This window comes from Kluyvera huaxiensis (assembly GCF_040149365.1).
GTDB lineage: Bacteria > Pseudomonadota > Gammaproteobacteria > Enterobacterales > Enterobacteriaceae > Kluyvera > Kluyvera intermedia_A.
Genome location: NZ_JBEFLV010000004.1, coordinates 127,671 through 151,396, shown reverse-complemented (window position 1 = coordinate 151,396; position 23,726 = coordinate 127,671). Strand labels below are relative to the sequence as shown.

Here is a 23,726-nt window from a genome sequence, read left to right as displayed (position 1 = left end):
GAAAACTCTTCTCTCAATAATAAAAGCGATTAACTCAGGCGTATTCCGCTACCGTATTGCTGTTTCCTAAACGGATAGCGTCCAGTGCAATCATTTTCTCTTCATTGGTCGGAATAACCGCGCAGACTACGCTGGAGCGTTCGTCGGAAATAATCCGTTCCCCGTCGCTGTTTGGCCGGCTATTCATGTCATCATTCGCTACCACGCCGAGCACGCGTAAATGCGCCATCACCAGGCGGCGGATAAGCTGGGAGTTTTCACCGATACCGCCGGTGAAAATAATGCCGTCGAGTCGGGTGAGCGAGGCCGCGTGTCCGGCGATATGCCGAGCAATGCGGTGAACGAAGGTCTTAATCGCCAGCTGCGCGCGTTCATGCCCTTCGTGCCATGCCTTTTCCAGAGTGCGCAGATCTGACGACAGCCCGGAGATTCCCAGCAGGCCAGACTCTTTATTGACGATGCGTTCCAGGTCACTCATCGTCTGGTTGGTCTGAGCGGCAATCCACGCCATCGCGCCAAAATCGACATCTCCGCTACGGGTGCCCATCATCAGCCCTTCCAGCGGCGTCATCCCCATTGAGGTGTCGACGCTTTTGCCGTTGTGAACGGCGCAAATCGAAGCGCCATTACCGAGGTGCGCAATCACCAGTCCGGAATCTTGCTCCTGTAGTTTCAGCAGATCATAAGCCTGACGGGCAACGTAGCGGTGTGATGTGCCGTGGAAGCCGTAGCGACGTACCCCGAGTTCTTCGGTGTATTTCCACGGCAGCCCATAGAGATAGGCTTCCGGCGGCAGGGTCTGATGGAAGCTGGTATCAAACACCGCCACCTGCTGTACGCCGGGGAACAGATGCCGCGCCGACTCAATCCCACTGAGGTTGGCGTAGTTATGCAGCGGAGCCAGCGGCGAAACCTGACGAATGCCGTCAATCACTTCATCGGTAATCAACACTGACTGAGTGAAGATACTGCCGCCGTGGGCAATACGGTGGCCGATTAAGGCCACGCTATCGATTAAATTGCGGGTTTCCAGCTCATGGGAAATCGCCTGTAACGCGGCTTCGTAGGTCGGGTGAGACAGCGGTGAAATATCACCGCCGTTAACCGATAATCCCGCCTGCGCTGTATTAATACCCTCAGCAATACCCGCCAGTAACACATCACAGGTATCTACATCCAGTACCGAGAATTTAATAGACGATGAACCGCTATTAATAACCAATACAACCGGGAACTCATTCATATTGCGACTCCGCTCATCCTGAGCTTGTTAATTAAAAGAGCTTGTAAACGATGTTCAGAATGGTCAGCAGACCGATAGCCGTGACGAAGACGTTGTCCAGCTTGCCGCGATATTTCGCCAGCGCTGGGGTCTTACGGATGGCATACATCGGCAGCAGACACAGCAGGGAAGCGATAATCGGCGCGCCCATGGCTTCAATCAGGTCCAGAATGTTCGGGTTGGCGTAAGCCACCACCCAGGTAGAGCCCATGATGAAGACCATGCTGATGGTGCTCAGCTTGCGGCTGGAGACCTTGGTTTTATCGCCTTTGTAGCCAAACTTCAGTACCAGACCGTTCAACCCTTCCAGGGTGCCCAGATAGTGGCCGAAGAACGATTTGAAGATAGCCACCAGTGCAATGATGGAAGCGCCGTATTCAAGAGTGGTTGCAAAGGTTGATTTCTCACCCGCCATGGAGGCGAAGTGGTTTGCCAGATAGGAGAGTACCGGGATGTTTTGCGCTTTCGCTTCCGCCATGTTTTGCGGGGAGAGCGTGAACAGGCAGCTAAAGGCGAAGAACATCACCACCGCGACCATCAGCATGCTGGCACGGGAGATAATTTTGGAACACTTGCGTTCGGTATATTCACGACCAAAGTCGGCTTCGTATTCTTCACGCTTCGAAACCACAAACGAGGAGACAATTGGTGAGAAGTTGAAGGAGAACACCATAATGGAAATACCCAACCATACGGTCACCAGGATGCCGTCGTGGCCGGTCAGGGAGATATCACTCAGGCTTACCTGATCGATAACCGCGGAGTTCCAGTAAGGGATCAACGACAGGGAAATCAACACCAGGCTGGCGATGAATGGGAACACCAGGTAGCTCATCACCTTAACCATCAGGTCTTTACCAAACCAAATGACGAACGCCATCAGCAGCAGAAGCAGTAGCGCAACCACACCACGGTTAAGCGCTGGCATCTGGAGCTGGTTTTCCCAGAAGGTCATAAAGGTGTTGGTGATGGTGACGCCGTAAATCCACAGCAGTGGACAGATAGCGAAGAAGTACAGGAAGGTGATCACTACCCCGCCGGTTTTACCAAAATGCTCTTCGACCGTTTCGGTAATATTCCCGGATGGATTCGAGCCGGAAAGACACAGGCGCGCCAGCGCGCGGTGGCAATAAAACGCAATCGGATAGGCCAACAACAGCATCAGCACGATTGGAATAAGACCGCCAAAGCCTGCACGAATTGGGAAAAATAAGACCCCGGCACCAATTGCTGTACCGAATAAACCTAACGTCCAGGTGGTGTCAGATTTACGCCAGGAGGATTCTTTGGTTTGGCTAACATTAATACTTTCTGTCGTACTCATAATATGTCCTTGAATTAATGTTTTTGTCATTTTTGAATAACAGGCAGCCGGGCATCAAGAGAGCTGCCTGAAATAAACCAGGAGAAAATTTAATTATGCACCGACAAATCCGGTAATTTGTGAAACACGCGACAGGTCGATATTGCCGCCAGAAATAATACTTACCGTTTTACGGCCCTGAATATAATGGTCGAGTTTACCACTTAATAATGCTGCAGATGCTAAAGCACCGGCGCCTTCGGTAACGACTTTATTACGCTGAATGAGTGCGATCATGCTGTCACGAATTTCATCTTCAGTGACCAGGACAATATCATCAACCAGCTCACGAACGATTTCGAAGGTCAAATTACCCGGGCGAGCAACGTCGCAGCCATCGGCCAGCGTCGTGCAGGTACGGTGATTCATTATCTCGCCGGCATAGAACGATGCGGCCATACCGTGTACGTTTTCCGACTGCACGCCAATGATTTTGATCGTCGGGTTAATGGATTTGATTGCCGTCGCAATCCCGGCAATCAGGCCGCCGCCGCCAATCGGCACAATGACGTTATCCACATCGTATAGATCTTCCAGAATCTCCAGCCCGATAGTGCCCTGACCGGCAATCACCAGTGCGTCATCGTATGGTGGGATAAAAATGCGACCTTCCATTTCAACGATTTCACTCACTTTAGCGATGGTATCGTTGAAGTTATCGCCGTGCAGAATCACCTCAGCAGAGTAATCCTGAGTGGCCGCCACTTTTGATTTTGGCGCCCCTTTTGGCATCACCACTTTGCCATCAATACCCAGCATCGCACAGGAGAGTGAAACGCCCTGTGCGTGGTTTCCCGCCGAGCAGGCTACGACCCCTTTACGGCGCTCCGCTTCGGTCAACGCGCTCAGCTTGTTAAACGCACCGCGAATTTTAAATGAGCCGGTGCGCTGCATATTTTCGAACTTCAGGAATATTTCACCTTTGCAGCGTTCGCTCAGATAGTTAGAGCGCGGCATCCCGGTTTTATAAATTTTTCCAGCGAGTCTTTTTTTCGCGGTTTGAATGTCATCAAGGGTCACAGGAAGATCGTAAGTAATATGCATCGTATCCTCTTATCAGAATAAGGTTCTGACGTTAGATAATATCTGGGTAGCAGAGCTATAAAATAACTCTGGAGTTCTCTTTAATTCTTTCGCTTTATTACATCAGCTTGCGTTTAATTTATTGTGGCCTGTTCTGGTGGCGAAGAGTATTTCTTGGCCAACTCGACTAATACTGAGGCCGGTTTTTTTATTCGATAATTTTTAGACCAAATTGCTGCATAGCGCGCTATAGGTAATATGTCTTCGACCGGTAGAATAATAAATTGGTCAGAGCCAAATGGCGCAATCATATCTTTAGGGATCACCGTCAGGAAACCGGCATTTAATACCAGGTTGTAGATAGTGACCACGGAATCGGTTTTGACGATATTTTCGGTGCTGATGTGGTGAAGATGGAGGGTGGAGAGGAGTTCTTTGTAGTAGCCCATATCGGTTTGTGGAAAGACCCACTGCTCATTGGAGAGCGACTCCAGAGCGACCGTTGACGTACACGTTCGTGATTTGGAGGCAACGACAACAAACTCAGACTCAAAAAGCGGCTCCACGTGCAGATCCTGCAGCTGCATCTCATCGCTTAACGTACCAATCGCAAAATCCAACCGCCCATCGCGCAGCGCCGGTAAAAACGACGAGAGCTGCGCTTCAAACATAGTGACCTGTGCCGCCGGGAATACCTCTTTAAAGGTTTTAATCATCTCCGGCAGGAAGGTGAACCCAATCAGCGAAGGGTAGCCAAATGAAACATCAACCACGCTGCTGCAGCTCAGGCTGTTCATCTCATTGACCATATTTTTCATTTTTCGGGTAATTGACTCAGAGTAGCCGAGCAGCACCTGGCCCGCGCTGGTCAGAGTCACACCGGTATTTTTACGCACCATCAGCTCGATACCGAAGTTGGATTCAATATCGTTGATGATTTTGCTGACTGCCGGTTGAGTCAACCCAAGTTGTTTTGCCGCCGAGCCGAAAGATCCACTTCTAATGACTTCCTGAAACACGACAAGGTGTTGAGTTTTAGGCAGAAGAACATTATCCATTTTTCTTTCTCCTCTTATTTCCATTTGGCGATGAGGATTCTATTAAATATGGGCATGTGAGATGTGTGCTACCACTCACAATTTACTTTAAACCTTGATTATCGCAACGATAAAATTACAATAAATCACTTAAAAATCATTAAGTTACAAATACAAAATATGGCATTACGCTGACTTTTATCAATAAAAAAGAGGCATATAAATTTATTTTATGGCGATAAAAAATGAGATTTCCCACCCCTTTAAAATTATAAATACAGATCATCTACCAATCAGTTTTAGGGTGTTTTTTGCACGAAAAAGATCTATTAATATTATTTGATAAAATAAAATTAACTGATAAAAAATGGTCCTATTGGTCCATTTCTTCGCGCACCATCACACAACACCCGCATGAACATGCATGTACGTTAATATATTCACATCAATTACGTTAACAAATTGAACACATAAAGGTGACATTATAAAACGTAAATCAGCCTGCTTTTTAGCTGATTTTTACGCTATCCAGGAGGATGTATACGGCGTCGGCAGCACAAAAACCCAATCGAAACGTTTATATTAGTGTTTTGTGCATTGTGTCGCATTTCGACAAAATGAATGGATTTTTAACATTTTTATCAAGGTCAATAAAGAAGCATGATGGCTTTTTCAAGGTTATCCTGCCCGCATCCTCAAAAGCAAAAACCCCGCCGAAGCGGGGTTTTTTAAGAGGTGAAACTGACCGATAAGCCGGGTTCTGTCGTTGGACAGTCATTCATCTAGGCCAGCAATCGCTCACTGGCTCAAGCAGCCTACCCGGGTTCAGTACGGGCCGTACCTTATGAACCCCTATTTGGCCTTGCTCCGGGTGGAGTTTACCGTGCCACGGACTGTTACCAGCCGCGCGGTGCGCTCTTACCGCACCCTTTCACCCTTACCTGATCCCACTTGCGTGGGCCATCGGCGGTTTGCTCTCTGTTGCACTTGTCGTGGGCTGTTACACCCCCCAGGCGTTACCTGGCACCTCGCCCTATGGAGCCCGGACTTTCCTCCCCTCCGCCCGTCTCCCCCGAAGAGGACGACGACGAAGCGGCGACTGTCTGGTCAGCTTCGGCGCGCAGTATAGAGGGTTTGCGCGCCAATGTCACCTTTGAGTCTGCATCCCCAGTAGAATGGTCGCCGCAACGTTACGCGAGGTAAGGTAAATATTGTCCGCCGCATCGCGGAACGCCTCCTCCAGCGAACCAATACGGTTGAGGACGCTGAACACCGAATCAATACCGTACTGATGCACAATCCCGACGTCGCGGGTCAAACTCCCGGCAATACCAATCACCGGCTTGTGATATTTTTTCGCCACGCTGGCCACGCCAACTGGCACTTTGCCGTGAATACTCTGGCTATCAAGACGCCCTTCACCGGTAACCACCAGCGTGCAGTCATGAATGTGTTCCTCCAGATTGAGCGCCTGGGTCACAATCTCAATCCCACTGCGCAGATCCGCGCCAAGAAACGCCATCAGCGCCGCGCCCATACCACCTGCGGCCCCGGAGCCAGGAACTTCTTTCACATCCACGCGCAGCGATTTTTTAATGACCTCGGCAAAATGGTCAAGGTTATGGTCCAGCTCGCGAATCATCGCCTCTGTAGCCCCTTTCTGCGGGCCAAAAATGAAAGAGGCACCAGATTCGCCGGTCAGGGGATTGGTGACATCACAGGCCACGCGAATGCTGCACGCCTGTAGGCGGGCATCAAGACGGCTAATATCAATCTTGTTCAGGCTCATCAGGCTGCCGCCGCCAAAACCGATGTCAGCCCCGTTGGCATCGCACAACTTCGCGCCCAGCGCCTGTACCATTCCGGCACCGCCATCGTTAGTGGCGCTGCCACCGATGCCGATGATAATGTTTTTCACCCCACTCTCCAGCGCCTGCAGGATGAGCTCCCCGGTCCCGTAAGAAGTGGTGATTAAGGGGTTACGTAACTCAGGTGGCACCAACGCCAGCCCGCTGGCTGCTGCCATTTCGATAAATGCCGTGTGACCATCGCCCGAAATCCCCCACTGTGCCTCGACGGCTTCACCCAGAGGACCGGTGACGATTGACGTCACTGCTCGCCCCTGCGTTGCCGCGATCATCGCCTCAACCGTTCCTTCTCCACCATCGGCGACCGGCACGGAGACAAACTGCGCTTCCGGAAAGATTTCCCGAAATCCTTTTTCTATTGCCTGTGCTACCTCGGTAGCAGAGAGGCTTTCTTTATAAGAGTCTGGGGCGATTACGATTTTCATATCTGAGCCTATTAGCGCACGACGGCGGATGGCGTATGACTTATCCGGCCTACAAGGTAGGCCCGGTCAGCAAAGCGCCACCGGGCACGACGTCATTAGCGAGAAACTTCCACTTTCGCCAGTTTTTCGTAGTAGCACGCGATAGCGCTGTGGTCGGCGGTTCCCAGACCGTCGGCGCGCAACGCCTGCATCATCTCCATCACCGCCGCCGTTAACGGCAGCTGTGCGCCCACGCCGTGGGAGGTGTCCAGCGCATTGGCCAGATCTTTAATATGCAGGTCGATACGGAAACCAGGCTTGAAGTTGCGGTCCATCACCATCGGTGCTTTGGCATCCAGCACGGTACTTCCCGCCAGGCCGCCGCGAATGGCCTGATAGACCAGATCCGGGTTCACGCCCGCTTTGGTAGCCAGCGTCAGCGCCTCGGACATCGCTGCGATATTCAGCGCGACAATCACCTGGTTTGCCAGCTTGGTCACGTTACCCGCGCCAATTTCACCGGTGTGCACCACCGAGCCGGCCATCGCTTTCATCAGGTCATAGTACTTATCGAAAATCGCCTTATCGCCGCCAACCATCACCGACAGCGTGCCGTCGATAGCTTTTGGCTCACCGCCGCTGACCGGGGCATCCAGCATATCAACGCCCTTCGCCTTCAGCGCCTCGCTGATTTTGCGGCTTGCCAGCGGAGCGATTGAGCTCATATCAATCAGAACCGTCCCGGGCTTCGCGCCATCAATAATGCCGTTTTCACCCAGCGCGACTTCTTTGACGTGCGGGGAGTTTGGCAGCATGGTGATAATCACTTCGCACTGCTCCGCAATCGCTTTTGCCGTGCTCGCCGCTTCCGCACCCGCCGCCATCACTTCGGCAACGGTTTCAGGATTACGGTCACAAACCACCAGCGAGTAACCCGCTTTCAGCAGGTTTTTACTCATCGGTTTACCCATGATGCCCAGGCCAATAAAACCAACTTTCATCGTCATTTCCTCAATTTTGCGTGTATGCGTGGTGGTTACTTTTTAAAAGCGTCGGCCAGCTTCTGCGTTCCGGCACGGAACACGCCCAGATCGCTGCCAACGGCCACAAAGGTGGCACCCCATTCCAGATAGCGACGGGCATCCGCTTCAACCGGAGCCAGAATGCCGCTTGGTTTACCGTGCGCTTTGGCACGGGCAAAAATGTGTTTAATCGCCTGCTGAACTTCCGGATGCGAGGCGTTGCCCAGATGACCTAAGGCTGCCGCAAGGTCGCTTGGGCCTACGAAAATACCGTCAACGCCTTCCGTCGCGGCGATGGCATCGACGCTATCCACGCCGAGCTGGCTTTCAATCTGCACAAGAATGGTGATGTTCTTGTTGGACTGTGCGAAGTAATCCGGCACGGTGCCAAACATGTTGCCGCGGTGGGAAACGGATACCCCGCGAATGCCTTCTGGTGGATAACGCGTTGAGGCGACCGCCTGCTCTGCCTGCTCCTGAGTTTCAACAAAGGGAATCAGGAAGTTATAGAAGCCGATATCCAGCATGCGCTTGATAATCACCGGCTCGTTGGTCGGGATACGCACCACCGGCGCGCTGGCGCTGCCTTTTAATGCCATCAGCTGCGGGATTAACGTCGTCACATCGTTCGGCGCGTGTTCACCGTCCAGAACCAGCCAGTCGAAACCGGCCAGGCCTAACACTTCGGTGCTGATTGGGCTGGAAAGCGCTGACCAGCAGCCAATCTGAACCTGGTTTGCAGCCAGCGCTGCTTTGAATTTGTTAGGGAAAATCGCGTTATCCATTTTCATTACCTTAAGTTAGTTGTGACTTACTTCCGCAGTTCCAGACGTTTGATGTCACCGACCACGAACAGGTAGCAAACCATCATCATCAGTGCAGAACAGCCTACAAAAATCAGTGCGCCATTAAAGGAGTGCAGCTCGCTGACGATATAGCCAATGACCAGCGGCGTAACGATGGAGGCAACGTTGCCAAAGACGTTAAACAACCCGCCGCACAGCCCCACAATCTCTTTCGGCGCCACATCGGAGATAACCGGCCAGCCCAGCGCGCCAAAACCTTTACCGAAGAAAGCCAGCGCCATTAACGCCACTACCAGCACCGTATTGTCGGTGTAGTTACACAGAATAATCGTCGATGCCAGCAGCATACCCAGCACGATAGGCAGTTTTCGCGCAAAGGTCAGCGTGCAGCCACGGCGAATCAAGTAGTCAGAGAACAGCCCGCCCAGCACGCCGCCGCCGAAACCGCACAGCGCAGGAATTGACGCCACCATCCCCACCTTCAGAATCGACATCCCTTTATCCTGCACCAGGTAAATCGGGAACCAGGTCAGGAAGAACCAGGTGATGGTGTTTAAGAAATACTGACCAAAGAAAATACCTAGCATCATACGGCTGCTGAGCAACTGCTTGATATAATCCAGTTTTGGACCTTTCGCCGCATCGCTGCCCGGCTTTTTATGGTCCATATCAACAACCGCACCGTTATCCGCAATGAACTTCAGCTCTTCTTTGCTCATCCGTGGATGATCGGTCGGGTTGTGCATAAACTTGACCCACATGGCGGTCAGCACAAAGCCAATCACCCCCATGACGGTAAAGACATGCTCCCAGCCCCAGGCAAAAGTCAGCCAACCCAGCAGCGGCGAGAACAGCGCTAAGGAAAAATACTGCGCGGAGTTAAAGATTGCCGAAGCCGTTCCGCGCTCTTTGGTGGGGAACCAGGCCGCCACAATACGGGCGTTCGCCGGGAAGGACGGCGCTTCAGAGAAGCCCAGCATAAAGCGCATGAAGAACATTGAGACGCCAGCCCATGCCAGCGGGAAGAAGCCAACAAAGCCCTGCAGGAAAGTAAACAGCGACCAGAAGAACAGGCTATAGCTATACACTTTCTTCGAGCCAAATTTATCCAGTAACCAGCCACCGGGGATCTGCATGAGCAAGTAAGCCCAACCAAAGGCAGAGAAGATATACCCCATTGAAACCGCGCTCAGATTCAGTTCCTGAGCAACAGACGTACCTGCTATGGAGAGCGTTGCTCGGTCTGCATAGTTAACGGCCGTAACAATGAAAATAACCAATAAAATTAAATATCGGGTAGGCATACCCTTTTTTGATTCAGCAACATCAGCAGTATCGTGCATCATTTTATTATCCTCGGGTACAGGACACCTTAATTTTATTATTTTTTATTAAGGCGTATTTCTCTGACTATTTATTGATAACGGATGCTTTCAAAAAACAAATCAGACACCATGAAATCGATGTTCAGTATAATCATGAAGCTACATCGACACATTGTGCATAAATCCAATTTAACCTCTTTTAAAATACATTAAGTTGAGCATACGCACATAACACTGGGCGCTAATGCACAATTTCAACCATTGCTACCCTTGCCCCACGTGGCATCACGGCGAGAGGTGATCTGCGTCACATTCTTATATCCGAACTCCTGACATTCTTTATTCCATCATCAATGTGTTTCTATTTCCTATAACCAGAAGCGAAACACTTATATACATTATTCTTTTTACCCCGTTGCTGGAGAATGCTGGACAATGGCTAACATTGAAATCAGACAAGAATCGCCGACTGCCTTTTATATAAAGGTGCATGCCACCGATAATGTGGCGATCATTGTTAACGATAACGGATTAAAAGCCGGAACCCGTTTTCCTGATGGTCTGGAATTAATTGAACATATTCCCCAGGGCCATAAAGTGGCATTGGTTGATATCCCTCATAACGGCGAAATTATTCGCTACGGTGAAGTCATTGGCTACGCGGTTCGCGACATCGCCAAAGGCAGCTGGATAGACGAATCTACGGTCGCGTTACCGAAAGCACCACCGCTCAATACCTTGCCGCTGGCCACCAAAGTGCCGGAGCCGCTGCCGGCGCTGGAAGGCTATACCTTTGAAGGCTATCGCAATGCCGACGGCAGCGTGGGGACCAAAAACCTGCTGGGCATTTCCACCAGCGTGCACTGCGTCGCAGGCGTGGTGGATTACGTGGTCAAAATCATTGAGCGCGATCTGCTGCCAAAATTCCCGAATGTCGATGGCGTAGTTGGCCTGAACCATCTGTACGGCTGCGGGGTGGCGATCAATGCCCCAGCGGCGATTGTTCCTATTCGCACCATCCACAATATCGCGCTGAACCCGAACTTCGGCGGCGAAGTGATGGTCGTTGGCCTTGGCTGCGAAAAACTGCAGCCGGAACGTCTGCTGGAAGGGACAGAAGATGTGCAGAGCATCCCGGTCGACAGTGCCAGCATCGTGCGTTTGCAGGATGAGCAACACGTCGGCTTCAAATCCATGGTCGATGACATTCTCATTGTCGCCGAACGTCACCTGGAAAAACTCAATCAGCGCCAGCGAGTCACCTGCCCGGCATCAGAGCTGGTAGTGGGAATGCAGTGCGGCGGCAGCGATGCATTCTCCGGCGTCACCGCCAACCCCGCGGTGGGCTACGCCTCCGACCTGCTGGTTCGCTGCGGTGCCACCGTCATGTTTTCGGAAGTGACTGAAGTACGCGACGCTATCCACCTGTTAACGCCACGCGCCATTAATGAAGAGGTGGGCAAACGCCTGCTGGAAGAGATGGCCTGGTACGATAACTATCTAGAAATGGGGCAAACCGACCGCAGCGCCAACCCGTCCCCGGGTAACAAAAAAGGCGGGCTGGCGAACGTCGTCGAAAAAGCGCTGGGCTCGATTGCGAAATCCGGTAAAAGTGCCATCGTGGAAGTGTTATCGCCGGGTCAGCGCCCAACCAAGCGCGGCCTGATTTACGCCGCAACGCCAGCCAGCGACTTTGTTTGCGGCACTCAGCAGGTGGCTTCCGGTATTACCGTGCAGGTGTTCACCACCGGTCGCGGAACACCGTATGGCCTGATGGCCGTGCCGGTTATTAAGATGGCCACCCGCACCGAGCTTGCCAACCGCTGGTATGACTTAATGGATATCAACGCAGGCACGATTGCTACTGGCGAAGAGACCATTGAAGACGTCGGTTTGAAACTGTTCCTTTTCATTCTTGACGTCGCGAGCGGGCGTAAGAAAACCTTCTCGGATCAGTGGGGGCTGCATAACCAGCAGGCGGTGTTTAACCCCGCGCCGGTGACCTGATAGCCGTTTACCGACAAAAAGGGGGAGCATATATGCTCCCCCTTTTTTAATCCGCCAGCGAAACCAGAATCACGTCGATACCGCTTTTACGCAGCCCTTCGAGGCTTTCTACCGGGATCCCTTCATCAACAATAATCATATCGACGCGCTGCATATCGATAATTTTATGCAGGCTGGAGCGGTTAAACTTGCTGGAATCGGTGACCACCACGATTTTTTCCGCCACTTCGCACATCCGCCGATTCAACCGCGCCTCATCTTCATTATGGGTACTGATCCCACGCTCAAGATCGATGGCATCCACGCCTAAGAACAGCATGTCGAAATGGTAATTTTGCAACGATTGTTCGGCCTGATCGCCATAAAAAGACTGCGACTGACGACGAAGATGACCACCGGTCATCAGCAGCTCAACGCCGTCGGCTTCCAGCAGCGCATTGGCCACGTTCATCCCATTGGTCATGACAATCACGTCGGTATGCTGGCGCAGCATACGCGCGATTTCAAACGTGGTTGTCCCGGAATCAAGAATGATGCGATTTCCAGCTTTAATCAGCTGCGCCGCCTCGGCCGCGATACGCCGTTTGATGGCGGTATTGAGCGAACTTTTATCTTCAACAGAAGGCTCATTACCCGGCACGTTGCTGTCGCAAATCAGTGCGCCACCGTAAGCACGAACCGCGATCCCCTGTTTCTCCAGGAAAGCTAAATCATTGCGAATGGTGACCGTTGAGACGCCAAAATCATTGGAAAGATCGTTAACCTGCACGCTTCCTTGCTGGCGCAAACGCTGAATGATGAGCTCACGCCTTTCACTGGTGCCCGTAATACGTTTTTCAGTCGACATTGCAGTGCTGCTCATAGTGCATCCCTTAACCCAATCTTTCGTTTCATTTCGATTTTCATATTAACGCCTTTCCTTTGCCAGAATGCAAGTGCCACTCCCCCATTAGCCGCCTATCATCAGTATCCCAAATCTTTCATTATGTTTCTTTTGTGAAATAGATCGGAAAACTATTATCTTTCGTTTTATTTTTACAACACCATAATGCAGTATTAAACGAAACAAACCGAAAGATAACTGTCACAGCAATCTGTTCTGGAGAGGAAAGTGAAACATCTGACTGATACGGTAGCGCTGCATAAACAAGGTAAAGCAAACGGGATTTACGCCGTTTGCTCCGCACATCCGTTGGTACTTGAATCAGCGCTTCGCTTTGCCCACGCGCATCATACCCCTTTACTGATCGAGGCAACGTCCAATCAGGTTGACCAATTCGGCGGCTATACCGGAATGACCCCAGCCGATTTCCGAGGCTTTGTCTGCCAGCTCGCTGACTCGCTGCACTTCCCCCAGGATCTACTGATTTTAGGCGGCGATCATCTGGGGCCTAACCGCTGGCAAAATTTACCCGCCGAACAGGCGATGCTCAACGCCGACGATCTCATCAAAAGCTATGTCGCGGCGGGCTTTAAAAAGATCCACCTTGATTGCAGCATGTCCTGTGAGGGCGATCCGGTGCCACTGACGGACGAGATCGTCGCTGAACGCGCCGCGCGTCTGGCAAAGATCGCTGAAGAAACCTGCCTTGCCCACTTTGGTATCGCCGACCTGGTTTACGTTATTGGTACAGAAGTGCCCGTTCCCGGCGGGGCCCATGAGACATTAACCGAGCTGGCCGTTACTACACCGAATGCCGCCCGCGCCACGCTCGAAGCCCATCACCATGCCTTTGAAAAACAGGGTCTGACTGCGATCTGGCCGCGAATCATTGCCCTGGTTGTGCAGCCTGGGGTTGAGTTTGATAACAGCCATATTATCGATTACCAGCCGCAGAAAGCCGTTGCACTGAGCAAAATGGTTGAGGCGTATGACACACTGGTCTTTGAAGCGCACTCCACGGACTACCAAACACCGCAATCGCTGCGTCAGTTAGTGAAGGATCATTTCGCGATCCTGAAAGTCGGCCCGGCGCTGACGTTTTCCCTGCGGGAAGCGCTCTTCTCATTAGCCGCCATTGAAGAAGAATTGCTGCCAGCCAAAGCCTGCTCTGGCCTTCGTCAGGTACTGGAAAACGTCATGCTCGACCGCCCGGAATACTGGCAGAGCCACTATCATGGCGATGGCAACGCTCGCCGACTTGCGCGCGGCTATAGCTACTCCGACCGGGTGCGCTACTACTGGCCTGATAGCCAAATTGACGACGCATTCGAACGGCTGGTGCGCAATCTGGCAGACGACCCGATTCCACTGCCACTCATCAGCCAGTATTTACCGCTGCAATACGTGAAAGTGCGCGAAGGAGAGATCGGTGCCGCGCCACGTGAGCTCATCATTAGCCATATTCAGGACATATTGCAGCAGTACCACCACGCCTGCCTGGGCGTGACATCCGACAACGAATAACAACAAAGAGGAAAATACGATGCCAAATATTGTACTGAGCCGCATTGATGAAAGGTTAATTCACGGCCAGGTCGGCGTGCAATGGGTTGGGTTTGCGGGGGCAAATCTGGTGCTGGTCGCTAACGATGAAGTGGCCGAAGACACCGTGCAACAGAACCTGATGGAAATGGTGCTGGCCGAAGGGATCGCCGTACGTTTCTGGTCGCTGCAAAAAGTTATCGACAATATTCATCGCGCTGCCGATCGGCAGAAAATTCTGCTGGTCTGCAAATCACCGGCCGATTTTCTCAAACTGGTTGAAGGTGGCGTTCCCGTCACCCGTATTAATGTAGGAAACATGCACTACGCCAATGGCAAGCAGCAAATTGCCAAAACGGTTTCTGTCGATGCCCAGGATATTGCCGCGTTTAACGGTCTGAAAGAGGCCGGTGTGGAGTGCTTTGTACAGGGCGTACCAACGGAAGCTGCCGTAGACCTCTTCAAACTCCTCTGAGGGATTCACCATGGAAATTAGTCTATTGCAAGCTGCCGCGTTAGGCCTACTCGCCTTTATCGCGGGGCTGGATATGTTCAACGGCTTAACGCATATGCACCGCCCGGTGGTGCTCGGGCCGCTGGTCGGCCTGATTCTGGGCGATCTGCATACCGGTATTCTGACCGGCGGTACGCTGGAGCTGGTTTGGATGGGCCTGGCCCCACTGGCCGGCGCTCAACCGCCTAACGTAATTATCGGTACGATTGTCGGCACCACCTTTGCTATTACCACCGGCGTGAAGCCAGAAGTCGCCGTCGGCGTGGCCGTACCGTTCGCCGTGGCGGTACAGATGGGCATTACCTTCCTGTTCTCCGTGATGTCCGGGGTCATGTCCCGCTGTGACCGCATGGCGGCCAATGCCGATACCGATGGCATTGAACGCGTTAACTACCTGGCGCTACTGGCATTGGGTATCTTCTATTTCCTTTGTGCTTTCCTGCCCATTTACTTCGGCGCAGAACACGCAAAATCCGCCATTGATGTGTTGCCAGAGCGTCTGATTGACGGCCTCGGTGTCGCAGGCGGCATCATGCCAGCCATCGGTTTCGCCGTGCTGCTGAAAATCATGATGAAAAACGTCTACATCCCCTACTTCATTATCGGGTTTGTTGCCGCAGCCTGGCTCAAGCTGCCGGTGCTGGCTATCGCCGCCGCCGCGCTGGCAATGGCGATGATTGACCTCATGCGTAAATCTCCTGAAGCAGCTGCACCAGCGGCGAAAAAAGAGGAATTCGAAGATGGAATCTAATCCACAGGCGCTGCCGAACGTGTCGGAAAATGAACAAACATTGCTCACCGGCGTGAATGAAAACATTTATGAAGATCAGAATATTGGCGCAGATCTGACGCGAAAAGATATTAACCGTGTCGCCTGGCGTTCTATGCTCTTACAGGCTTCATTTAACTATGAACGTATGCAGGCTTCCGGCTGGCTCTACGGGCTGCTGCCGGCGCTGAAGAAGATCCATACCAACAAACGAGACCTGGCCCGGGCGATGAAAGGCCATATGGGTTTCTTCAACACCCATCCATTTTTGGTGACGTTTGTTATCGGCATTATTCTGGCCATGGAGCGTTCAAAGCAGGACGTTAACAGTATTCAAAGCACCAAAATTGCCGTCGGCGCGCCGTTGGGTGGGATTGGCGATGCAATGTTCTGGCTCACCCTGCTGCCAATTTGCGGCGGTATTGGCGCCAGCCTGGCGCTACAGGGGTCAATACTCGGTGCGGTTATCTTTCTGGTAATGTTCAACGTCGTCCACCTGGGCCTGCGCTTTGGTCTGGCGCACTATGCTTATCGTATGGGCGTTGCCGCTATCCCGCTTATCAAAGCGAACACCAAAAAAGTCGGCCACGCCGCCTCTATCGTCGGGATGACCGTCATCGGTGCGCTCGTAGCCACCTATGTTCGCCTGAACACCACGCTTGAAATCAAAGCGGGTGACGCGGTTGTTAAGCTGCAGGCCGACGTTATCGACAAGCTGATGCCCGCCTTTTTACCGCTGGTCTATACCTTGACGATGTTCTGGCTGGTGCGTCGCGGCTGGAGCCCGCTGCGCCTTATTGGTATCACCGTGGTACTGGGTGTTGTCGGCAAGTTCTGCCACTTCCTGTAAAGCAAATGAGGTCCGAAATGTTAGGTATTATTTTGACGGGGCACGGCGGGTTTGCCAGCGGCATGGAAAAAGCGATGAAGCAGATCCTCGGCGAGCAGTCGCAGTTTGCCGCTATCGATTTTCCTGAGACCTCGAGTACTGCGCGTCTCACCGCACAGCTTGAAGAAGCGGTGGCTGAACTGGACGGCACGGAAGGCATTATCTTCCTGACCGACCTGCTTGGCGGCACACCGTTTCGCGTAGCCTCTACGCTGGCGATGCAACAGTCGGGGCGTGAAGTCATCACCGGCACCAACTTACAGCTGTTGCTGGAAATGGTGATGGAACGCGACGGGCTCAGCAGTGAAGCATTTCGTTTACAGGCGCTGGAGTGCGGACATCGTGGCCTCACCAGCCTGGTGGACGAACTTGGGCGCTGCCGCGACGAGGCGCCGGTCGAGGAAGGCATATGACGCAAGTCCTGCGCGCCAGACGTTTGCTGACTGAACAGGGCTGGCGAGACGATCATCAATTGCGCATTGCCGATGGCGTGATTACGGCGATTGAACCGATCCCTACTGGCGTCACGCAGCGCGATGCCGAACTGCTGTGTCCAGCTTATATCGATACCCACGTCCACGGCGGCGCGGGGGTCGATGTGATGGACGATGCGCCGGATACGCTTGATACGCTGGCGATACACAAAGCGCGTGAAGGGGTTGGCGGCTGGCTGCCGACCACCGTCACCGCCCCCTTAAACATGATTCACCGGGCGCTGGAGCGTATTGCGAAGCGATACCACGCCGGTGGTCCTGGCGCCCAGGTGCTGGGAAGCTATCTGGAAGGCCCCTACTTCACGCCGCAGAATAAAGGCGCGCATCCTCCGGCGCTGTTTCGCGAGCTGGATATCAGCGAACTTGATGAGCTGATAACGGTCTCTCAAGGCACTTTACGCGTGGTCGCTCTCGCGCCAGAAAAGCCCGGGGCAGTAGAAGCCATTCGTCACCTCAAGCAGCAAAACGTACGGGTGATGTTGGGGCACAGTGCGGCCACCTGGGAACAAACCCGTGCCGCATTTGATGCCGGAGCGGATGGTTTGGTGCACTGCTTTAACGGCATGACCGGCTTACATCACCGGGAGCCGGGGATGGTCGGCGCAGGATTAACCGACCCGCGCGCCTGGCTGGAACTGATTGCCGATGGGCATCACGTGCATCCGGCGGCGATGAAACTGTGCTGCAGTTGTGCCAAAGAACGGGTGGTGCTGATAACCGATGCCATGCAGGCCGCCGGCATGCCGGACGGGCAGTACACTTTGTGCGGTGAGCAGGTTGAAATGCGCGGCGGGATTGTGCGCACCGCGTCCGGCGGCCTGGCTGGCAGCACGCTATCCGTGGATGCTGCCGTGCGTAATATGGTGGAGCTCACCGGCGTTTCGCCTGCAGAGGCGATTCATATGGCATCGCTGCATCCGGCTCGTTTGTTAGGTATTGACGGACAGCTCGGGTCGCTGAAGGTGGGTAAACGCGCCAGCATTATCGCCCTTGATGGCGGGCTACACATTCAAAATATCTGGGTTCAGGGCCAGCGGCTCTCCCTTTAATCCCCCTTATGGTGTGCCCCTTTGGCCTTCGGTCGTCGATCGCAAGGCCTTTCTTTTCCTTTCTTTTCACAAAAGAACTTAATATTTTCTTATTTTAACTACTCATTAAAAATCAATTAGATACCCACAATCTACGGTTCACCGATCACAGATTTCGTTTTATTTCATTTTTCATCATTGAACTTTCGTTTTCTTTTCTATAGATTTTAATTAACTGATATACGAAAAAGTGAAACGAAACGAAAGACAACGACAATTTGCCTGCGTCTGATGTGGAATTCACAAGACTAAGGACTGAGTTATGCCAGAAACCTATACCCCAGCTCTCTCTGCAACCGGTACATGGACAGAAGAAGAGATCCGCCAGCAGCCGAACTGCTGGATCCGTTCACTCTCCAACATTGAAAAGATTCGCGCTGACATTGATGGTTTTCTTGCACCACTGCTAGCGAAAGAAGATCTGCGAATCGTGCTAACCGGCGCCGGTACTTCGGCCTTTATCGGCGATATTATCGCCCCCTGGCTCGCCAGCCATACCGGGAAAAACATCAGCGCGGTGCCGACGACCGATCTTGTGACCAACCCGATGGACTATCTAAATCCGGCCCATCCGCTGCTGCTGATCTCTTTTGCCCGTTCAGGCAACAGCCCGGAGAGCGTCGCCGCCGTTGAGCTAGCCAATCAGTTTGTTCCCGAGTGCTACCACCTGTCGATCACCTGCAATGAAGCAGGCAGCCTGTATAAGAATGCCGTCAACTGTGACAATGCCTTTGCGCTGCTGATGCCAGCTGAAACACACGATCGCGGCTTCGCAATGACCAGTAGTATCACCACCATGATGGCGAGCTGTCTGGCAGTATTCGCACCAACCACCATCAACAGCCTCACCTTCCGCGACGTCGCAGACCGCTGCCAGGCTATTTTGAGCTCGCTGGGCGACTTCAGCCACGGCGTATTTGGCGAAGGAAACTGGAAGAGGATCGTTTATCTCGGCAGCGGCGGCTTACAGGGCGTTGCGCGTGAATCAGCCCTGAAGGTACTGGAGCTGACCGCCGGAAAACTCGCCGCGTTTTACGACTCGCCGACCGGGTTCCGCCATGGCCCTAAATCCCTGGTCGATAGCGAAACGCTGATCGTGGTGTTTATCTCCAGCCACCCTTACACCCGCCAGTACGATCTCGACCTGCTGGCTGAACTGCGCCGTGACCAGCAGGCTAAACGTGTCGTTGCCATTGCGGCAGACACCGATGCCATCATCGAATCAGGCCCGCATATCCTGCTGCCGCCAGCCCGTCATTTTAACGATATGGAGCTGGCGTTCTGTTTCCTGGCCTACGCCCAGGTCTTTGCGCTGACGCAGTCAATCAACGTCGGGAATACCCCCGATACGCCATCCGCCAACGGTACGGTTAACCGTGTGGTACAAGGCGTCGTTATTCACCCGTGGCAGGCTTAAGAGGAATCGACCATGAGCATTATCTCCACCAAATATCTTCTGCAGGACGCTCAGGCAAAAGGCTACGCGGTACCGGCTTTTAACATCCACAACGCCGAAACGATCCAGGCGATCCTCGAAGTGTGTAGCGAAATGCAGTCTCCGGTAATCCTCGCGGGGACGCCGGGAACGTTTAAGCATATCGCGCTGGAAGAGATCTACGCGCTGTGCCGCGCTTACTCCACCAGCTACGACATGCCGCTGGCGCTGCACCTCGATCACCATGAGTCGCTGGATGACATCCGCCACAAAGTGAATGCCGGCGTACGCAGCGCCATGATTGATGGCAGCCACTCACCGTTTGAAGAAAACGTGAAGCTGGTGAAATCGGTCGTCGATTTTTGCCACGCCCACGATTGCAGCGTCGAGGCTGAACTGGGGCGCTTAGGCGGCGTTGAAGACGATATGAGCGTCGATGCCGAAAGCGCATTCCTGACCGACCCGATGGAAGCCAAACGCTTTGTTGAGCGTACCGGCGTAGACAGCCTTGCGGTCGCCATCGGTACCGCGCACGGCCTATATACCAAAACGCCAAAAATCGATTTCCAGCGGCTGGCAGAAATTCGTGAAGTGGTTGATATCCCGCTGGTGCTGCACGGCGCAAGCGATGTACCGGATGATTTTGTTCGCCGCACCATTGAGCTAGGCGTCTGCAAGGTCAACGTCGCGACGGAGCTGAAAATCGCCTTTGCTGCCGCGGTGAAAGAGTGGTTTGCGGAGAACCCTGAAGGTAACGACCCGCGCTATTACATGCGCGTCGGTATGAATGCGATGAAAGAGGTGGTGCGTAGTAAGATTAATGTGTGCGGCTCAGCAAACCGCTTATTGCCTAATCAAAAATAATCTTAGAACCGCTTACCTCTGATATTTAAAATAAAGAGCGTTACCTCTATAGAGTAGTTAACGCTCTTTATAAACACTATGCGGGAGGTATTGTATTTTAATATGTGTCAAATATATTCATGACTTAAATACCATAATAGTAATATATCCAATAAAACATGTTCATGCAATATTTTTATGGTGAGGATTTAATTATGAGTGGCCCTAATATTTTATTAACACGTATAGATAATCGTCTGGTTCACGGCCAGGTTGGAGTCACCTGGACATCTACTATCGGTGCCAACCTGCTAGTCGTGGTTGATGACGAAGTGGCGAAAGATGACATCCAGCAGAAGCTAATGAGTATCACAGCCGAGACCTATGGTTTTGGTATTCGATTCTTTTCTATAGAAAAAACCATCAATGTCATCGGTAAAGCAGCGCCACACCAGAAAATATTCCTGATCTGCCGTACACCGCAAACGGTCAGAAAAGTTATCGAAGGTGGTATTGACCTGAAAGATGTTAACGTTGGAAATATGCATTTTTCCGAAGGGAAAAAACAAATTAGCAGTAAAGTCTACGTCGATAATCAGGATCTTAGCGACCTGAAATTTATTAAACATCATGGCGTAAATATCTTTATCCAGGACGTTCCCAGCGAAGCAAAAGAATCCATTCCAGAATAAAGTAACGCATTAATAAAAGGACTTATTTTCCTGAGGTAATAAAATGCATGAAATAACACTTATTCAAGGCATATCCCTATCAGCTCTGGTTTTCTTCTTAGGTATTGATTTTTGGCTGGAAGCCTTATTCTTATTCCGCCCAATTATCGTCTGTACATTAACCGGGGCAATTCTTGGCGATCTGCAAACGGGCCTGATTACCGGCGGCTTAACCGAACTGGCCTTTGCTGGCCTCACGCCAGCCGGCGGTGTGCAGCCTCCTAACCCAATCATGGCGGGGTTAATGACCACCGTTATTGCCTGCTCTACCGGCATAGATGCAAAAACAGCCATCGGTCTAGGCCTGCCGTTCAGCTTACTGATGCAGTACGTCATCTTGTTCTTCTACTCTGCATTTTCGCTCTTTATGACGAAAGCCGATACCTGTGCTAAAGAAGCGGATACCAGCGGGTTCTCCCGCTTAAACTGGTTAACCATGCTTATTGTTGCGGCAACCTACGCCATTATTGCGTTCCTGTGCACCTATCTGGCACAAGGGGCCATGCAGGCGCTGGTGAAAGCCATGCCAGCCTGGCTGACCCATGGGTTCGAAGTGGCCGGTGGCATTCTGCCTGCCGTCGGTTTCGGGCTATTGCTGCGCGTCATGTTCAAAGCCCAATACATTCCATACCTGATCGCCGGTTTCCTCTTTGTTTGCTATATCCAGGTCAATAACCTTCTCCCGGTAGCCGTACTAGGCGCAGGATTTGCCGTGTATGAGTTTTTCAATGCCAAAGCAAAACAGCAGGCTCAACCGCAGCCCGTCACGGACAACAATAACGAAGAGGATTACAGCAATGGCATCTGAAATCAGTAAAAAGGACATTACCCGTCTGGGTTTTCGCTCATCCCTGCTTCAGGCCAGTTTTAACTATGAAAGGATGCAGGCGGGTGGTTTTACCTGGGCGATGTTGCCTATCCTGAAAAAGATATACAAAGATGATAAAGAAGGCCTGAGCGCGGCCATGAAAGATCATCTGGAGTTTATCAACACCCACCCGAATCTGGTCGGCTTCCTGATGGGATTGTTGATCTCCATGGAGGAGAAAGGCGAAAACCGCAGCACGATTAAAGGGTTAAAGGTTGCTCTCTTTGGGCCAATAGGAGGAATTGGTGACGCTATTTTCTGGTTCACTCTGCTGCCGATTATGGCTGGGATCTGCTCATCCTTCGCCAGTCAGGGCAACCTGCTAGGGCCAATTCTATTCTTCGCGGTCTATTTGATGATCTTTTTCCTGCGCGTGGGCTGGACACATATTGGTTACACCGTCGGTATTAAAGCGATTGATAAGGTCCGGGAAAATTCACAGATGATAGCCCGTTCGGCCACGATCCTTGGGATCACGGTTATCGGCGGTCTTATCGCCTCCTATGTCCATATTAACGTCGTGACATCGTTTGCTATCGACAGCACCCATAAGGTGGCATTACAGCAGGATTTCTTCGATAAGGTTTTCCCGAACATTTTACCGATGGGCTATACCCTATTGATGTACTACCTGCTGCGGGCGAAGAAAGTGCATCCGGTATTACTGATCGGAATAACGTTTGTACTGTCTATTATCACGTCTGCGTTGGGCATTCTGTAAACGGAACGGGGGCATCACTGCCCCCACAGCACAAGGAACACTTATGCACGATATCCAACAATGTGATGACTACGATGCCTTAAGCCATCGAGCCAGCGAGCATCTGATTACACTGATAGAAAATAAACCTGACGCCACTCTCTGTCTGGCAACAGGTGCTACGCCTTTACTCACCTATCGCTACTTTGTCGAGAAAGTCCGCCAACGCAGAACCGATATCAAACATGTCAGCTTTGTGAAACTGGACGAATGGGTGGGCCTTCCTTTGCTCTCACCTGGAACATGCGAATCCTTCCTGCAGCAGCACATCATGCAGCCTCTGGGTTTGCGCGACGATCAGCTCATCAGTTTTCAATCTGAGAATATTGATGAGAAAGAGTGTAAGCGAATCACTGATTTAATTGCCCAGCGCGGCGGCCTCGATTTATGTCTCTTAGGGCTCGGCAAAAACGGGCATCTGGGGCTGAATGAGCCCGGAGGTTCCCTCGAACCGTTTTGCCATATCAGCCATCTTGATGCACAAACGCGCCGGCATGAGATGTTAAAAACGGCAAACCACGACGTTAAATCGGGAATAACGTTAGGCCTGAAGGATATTCTCAATGCCAAAGAAGTCTTGTTGTTGATTGCCGGAGAGGGAAAAGAAGCTGCGGTAGCGCACTATCTGACAGCCAGCGTGAATACCGCGATACCGGCATCATTTCTCTGGTTGCATAACCACGTGACATGCCTGGTGGACGGCGCGTTATATTCTTCAACGTAACTCTTCCACAGCAATCCTTCTGCCTTAAGCGTCGTCATCTACTGACGCT

22 protein-coding genes and 1 other RNA gene are annotated in these 23,726 nt (G+C 52.1%); 13 read left to right on the top strand and 10 right to left on the bottom strand.

Translation table 11 applies throughout. The features are described 5' to 3' along the window. Positions 1-34: 34 nt before the first annotated feature. From tdcD to ABOC97_RS06195, 9 genes are all read right to left on the bottom strand, one after another. Complete coding sequence (gene tdcD, locus ABOC97_RS06235) at positions 35-1,243, bottom strand: propionate kinase (RefSeq protein WP_349595277.1); 1,209 nt, start codon at positions 1,241-1,243, stop codon at positions 35-37. Positions 1,244-1,274: 31 nt separating this feature from the next. Then, positions 1,275-2,606: a threonine/serine transporter TdcC gene (gene tdcC / locus ABOC97_RS06230; RefSeq protein WP_349595274.1), complete on the bottom strand. Its 1,332-nt coding sequence runs from the start codon at positions 2,604-2,606 to the stop codon at positions 1,275-1,277. A gap of 93 nt (positions 2,607-2,699) precedes the next feature. Further along, complete coding sequence (gene tdcB, locus ABOC97_RS06225) at positions 2,700-3,689, bottom strand: bifunctional threonine ammonia-lyase/L-serine ammonia-lyase TdcB (RefSeq protein WP_349595271.1); 990 nt, start codon at positions 3,687-3,689, stop codon at positions 2,700-2,702. Positions 3,690-3,802: 113 nt separating this feature from the next. Further along, entirely contained in the window at positions 3,803-4,726 is a 924-nt protein-coding gene (gene tdcA, locus ABOC97_RS06220) for a transcriptional regulator TdcA (protein ID WP_349595268.1), read from the bottom strand. Between the two features lie 712 nt (positions 4,727-5,438). Beyond that, positions 5,439-5,820: RNase P RNA component class A (gene rnpB, locus ABOC97_RS06215), an RNA gene on the bottom strand. 32 nt (positions 5,821-5,852) lie between these two features. Beyond that, positions 5,853-6,998, bottom strand: a complete 1,146-nt coding sequence (gene garK / locus ABOC97_RS06210) for a glycerate 2-kinase (protein ID WP_349595265.1) — start codon at positions 6,996-6,998, stop codon at positions 5,853-5,855. Positions 6,999-7,093: 95 nt separating this feature from the next. After that, on the bottom strand, positions 7,094-7,984 hold the full coding sequence (garR, locus tag ABOC97_RS06205; protein WP_349595262.1) for a 2-hydroxy-3-oxopropionate reductase: 891 nt from the start codon (positions 7,982-7,984) through the stop codon (positions 7,094-7,096). 29 nt (positions 7,985-8,013) lie between these two features. Continuing rightward, positions 8,014-8,784 carry a 2-dehydro-3-deoxyglucarate aldolase gene (garL, locus tag ABOC97_RS06200; RefSeq protein WP_349595259.1) on the bottom strand — a complete coding sequence of 257 codons (771 nt, stop codon included), beginning with the start codon at positions 8,782-8,784 and terminating at the stop codon, positions 8,014-8,016. 26 nt (positions 8,785-8,810) lie between these two features. Next, complete coding sequence (locus tag ABOC97_RS06195; RefSeq protein WP_234505611.1) at positions 8,811-10,151, bottom strand: MFS transporter; 1,341 nt, start codon at positions 10,149-10,151, stop codon at positions 8,811-8,813. 414 nt (positions 10,152-10,565) lie between these two features. Here ABOC97_RS06195 and garD point away from each other — a divergent pair, with 414 nt between their 5' ends. After that, a complete protein-coding gene (garD, locus tag ABOC97_RS06190; RefSeq protein WP_349595254.1) occupies positions 10,566-12,137 on the top strand; it encodes a galactarate dehydratase in 1,572 nt (523 codons plus the stop codon). 46 nt (positions 12,138-12,183) lie between these two features. On the opposite strand, the gene ABOC97_RS06185 is transcribed toward garD, so the two are convergent. Next, positions 12,184-12,999 (bottom strand): DeoR family transcriptional regulator, encoded by an 816-nt coding sequence (locus tag ABOC97_RS06185; protein WP_234505618.1) that lies wholly within the window; start codon positions 12,997-12,999, stop codon positions 12,184-12,186. A 249-nt stretch (positions 13,000-13,248) separates the two neighbouring features. On the opposite strand from ABOC97_RS06185, the gene kbaZ reads away from it, so the two are divergent. From kbaZ to ABOC97_RS06125, 12 genes are all read left to right on the top strand, one after another. Then, positions 13,249-14,544 (top strand): tagatose-bisphosphate aldolase subunit KbaZ, encoded by a 1,296-nt coding sequence (gene kbaZ / locus ABOC97_RS06180; RefSeq protein ID WP_349595251.1) that lies wholly within the window; start codon positions 13,249-13,251, stop codon positions 14,542-14,544. A gap of 19 nt (positions 14,545-14,563) precedes the next feature. Beyond that, positions 14,564-15,037, top strand: coding sequence for a PTS N-acetylgalactosamine transporter subunit IIB (gene agaV / locus ABOC97_RS06175; protein WP_061281745.1), 474 nt, complete (start codon positions 14,564-14,566; stop codon positions 15,035-15,037). 10 nt (positions 15,038-15,047) lie between these two features. Further along, positions 15,048-15,827 (top strand): PTS N-acetylgalactosamine transporter subunit IIC, encoded by a 780-nt coding sequence (agaW, locus tag ABOC97_RS06170; RefSeq protein ID WP_061281743.1) that lies wholly within the window; start codon positions 15,048-15,050, stop codon positions 15,825-15,827. Continuing rightward, entirely contained in the window at positions 15,817-16,695 is an 879-nt protein-coding gene (gene agaE / locus ABOC97_RS06165) for a PTS N-acetylgalactosamine transporter subunit IID (protein WP_349595246.1), read from the top strand. Before agaW ends, agaE begins: the two co-directional genes overlap by 11 nt. Positions 16,696-16,712: 17 nt before the next feature. Continuing rightward, positions 16,713-17,147, top strand: a complete 435-nt coding sequence (agaF, locus tag ABOC97_RS06160; RefSeq protein WP_349595243.1) for a PTS galactosamine/N-acetylgalactosamine transporter subunit IIA — start codon at positions 16,713-16,715, stop codon at positions 17,145-17,147. After that, positions 17,144-18,277, top strand: a complete 1,134-nt coding sequence (gene nagA / locus ABOC97_RS06155) for an N-acetylglucosamine-6-phosphate deacetylase (protein ID WP_349595241.1) — start codon at positions 17,144-17,146, stop codon at positions 18,275-18,277. Before agaF ends, nagA begins: the two co-directional genes overlap by 4 nt. Before the next feature lie 301 nt (positions 18,278-18,578). After that, a complete protein-coding gene (locus ABOC97_RS06150; protein WP_349595238.1) occupies positions 18,579-19,733 on the top strand; it encodes an AgaS family sugar isomerase in 1,155 nt (384 codons plus the stop codon). 12 nt (positions 19,734-19,745) lie between these two features. Continuing rightward, positions 19,746-20,615, top strand: coding sequence for a tagatose-bisphosphate aldolase subunit KbaY (gene kbaY / locus ABOC97_RS06145; RefSeq protein ID WP_349595236.1), 870 nt, complete (start codon positions 19,746-19,748; stop codon positions 20,613-20,615). A 194-nt stretch (positions 20,616-20,809) separates the two neighbouring features. Continuing rightward, on the top strand, positions 20,810-21,286 hold the full coding sequence (agaB, locus tag ABOC97_RS06140; RefSeq protein ID WP_349595233.1) for a PTS galactosamine transporter subunit IIB: 477 nt from the start codon (positions 20,810-20,812) through the stop codon (positions 21,284-21,286). A gap of 43 nt (positions 21,287-21,329) precedes the next feature. Next, positions 21,330-22,133: a PTS galactosamine transporter subunit IIC gene (gene agaC / locus ABOC97_RS06135; protein ID WP_349595230.1), complete on the top strand. Its 804-nt coding sequence runs from the start codon at positions 21,330-21,332 to the stop codon at positions 22,131-22,133. Beyond that, positions 22,123-22,914 carry a PTS galactosamine transporter subunit IID gene (gene agaD, locus ABOC97_RS06130; RefSeq protein WP_349595227.1) on the top strand — a complete coding sequence of 264 codons (792 nt, stop codon included), beginning with the start codon at positions 22,123-22,125 and terminating at the stop codon, positions 22,912-22,914. Before agaC ends, agaD begins: the two co-directional genes overlap by 11 nt. A 43-nt stretch (positions 22,915-22,957) precedes the next feature. Then, positions 22,958-23,677 carry a galactosamine-6-phosphate isomerase gene (locus ABOC97_RS06125; protein WP_349595224.1) on the top strand — a complete coding sequence of 240 codons (720 nt, stop codon included), beginning with the start codon at positions 22,958-22,960 and terminating at the stop codon, positions 23,675-23,677. Positions 23,678-23,726: the final 49 nt, after the last annotated feature.

Excerpts from the sequence above, each read along its gene's own strand:
- tdcD (WP_349595277.1), bottom strand. The coding sequence starts at position 1,243 with ATGAATGAGTTCCCGGTTGTATTGGTTATTAATAGCGGTTCATCGTCT.
- tdcC (WP_349595274.1), bottom strand. The coding sequence starts at position 2,606 with ATGAGTACGACAGAAAGTATTAATGTTAGCCAAACCAAAGAATCCTCC.
- tdcB (WP_349595271.1), bottom strand. The coding sequence starts at position 3,689 with ATGCATATTACTTACGATCTTCCTGTGACCCTTGATGACATTCAAACC.
- tdcA (WP_349595268.1), bottom strand. The coding sequence starts at position 4,726 with ATGGATAATGTTCTTCTGCCTAAAACTCAACACCTTGTCGTGTTTCAG.
- garK (WP_349595265.1), bottom strand. The coding sequence starts at position 6,998 with ATGAAAATCGTAATCGCCCCAGACTCTTATAAAGAAAGCCTCTCTGCT.
- garR (WP_349595262.1), bottom strand. The coding sequence starts at position 7,984 with ATGACGATGAAAGTTGGTTTTATTGGCCTGGGCATCATGGGTAAACCG.
- garL (WP_349595259.1), bottom strand. The coding sequence starts at position 8,784 with ATGGATAACGCGATTTTCCCTAACAAATTCAAAGCAGCGCTGGCTGCA.
- ABOC97_RS06195 (WP_234505611.1), bottom strand. The coding sequence starts at position 10,151 with ATGATGCACGATACTGCTGATGTTGCTGAATCAAAAAAGGGTATGCCT.
- garD (WP_349595254.1), top strand. The coding sequence starts at position 10,566 with ATGGCTAACATTGAAATCAGACAAGAATCGCCGACTGCCTTTTATATA.
- ABOC97_RS06185 (WP_234505618.1), bottom strand. The coding sequence starts at position 12,999 with ATGAGCAGCACTGCAATGTCGACTGAAAAACGTATTACGGGCACCAGT.
- agaV (WP_061281745.1), top strand. The coding sequence starts at position 14,564 with ATGCCAAATATTGTACTGAGCCGCATTGATGAAAGGTTAATTCACGGC.
- agaW (WP_061281743.1), top strand. The coding sequence starts at position 15,048 with ATGGAAATTAGTCTATTGCAAGCTGCCGCGTTAGGCCTACTCGCCTTT.
- agaE (WP_349595246.1), top strand. The coding sequence starts at position 15,817 with ATGGAATCTAATCCACAGGCGCTGCCGAACGTGTCGGAAAATGAACAA.
- agaF (WP_349595243.1), top strand. The coding sequence starts at position 16,713 with ATGTTAGGTATTATTTTGACGGGGCACGGCGGGTTTGCCAGCGGCATG.
- nagA (WP_349595241.1), top strand. The coding sequence starts at position 17,144 with ATGACGCAAGTCCTGCGCGCCAGACGTTTGCTGACTGAACAGGGCTGG.
- ABOC97_RS06150 (WP_349595238.1), top strand. The coding sequence starts at position 18,579 with ATGCCAGAAACCTATACCCCAGCTCTCTCTGCAACCGGTACATGGACA.
- kbaY (WP_349595236.1), top strand. The coding sequence starts at position 19,746 with ATGAGCATTATCTCCACCAAATATCTTCTGCAGGACGCTCAGGCAAAA.
- agaB (WP_349595233.1), top strand. The coding sequence starts at position 20,810 with ATGAGTGGCCCTAATATTTTATTAACACGTATAGATAATCGTCTGGTT.
- agaC (WP_349595230.1), top strand. The coding sequence starts at position 21,330 with ATGCATGAAATAACACTTATTCAAGGCATATCCCTATCAGCTCTGGTT.
- agaD (WP_349595227.1), top strand. The coding sequence starts at position 22,123 with ATGGCATCTGAAATCAGTAAAAAGGACATTACCCGTCTGGGTTTTCGC.
- ABOC97_RS06125 (WP_349595224.1), top strand. The coding sequence starts at position 22,958 with ATGCACGATATCCAACAATGTGATGACTACGATGCCTTAAGCCATCGA.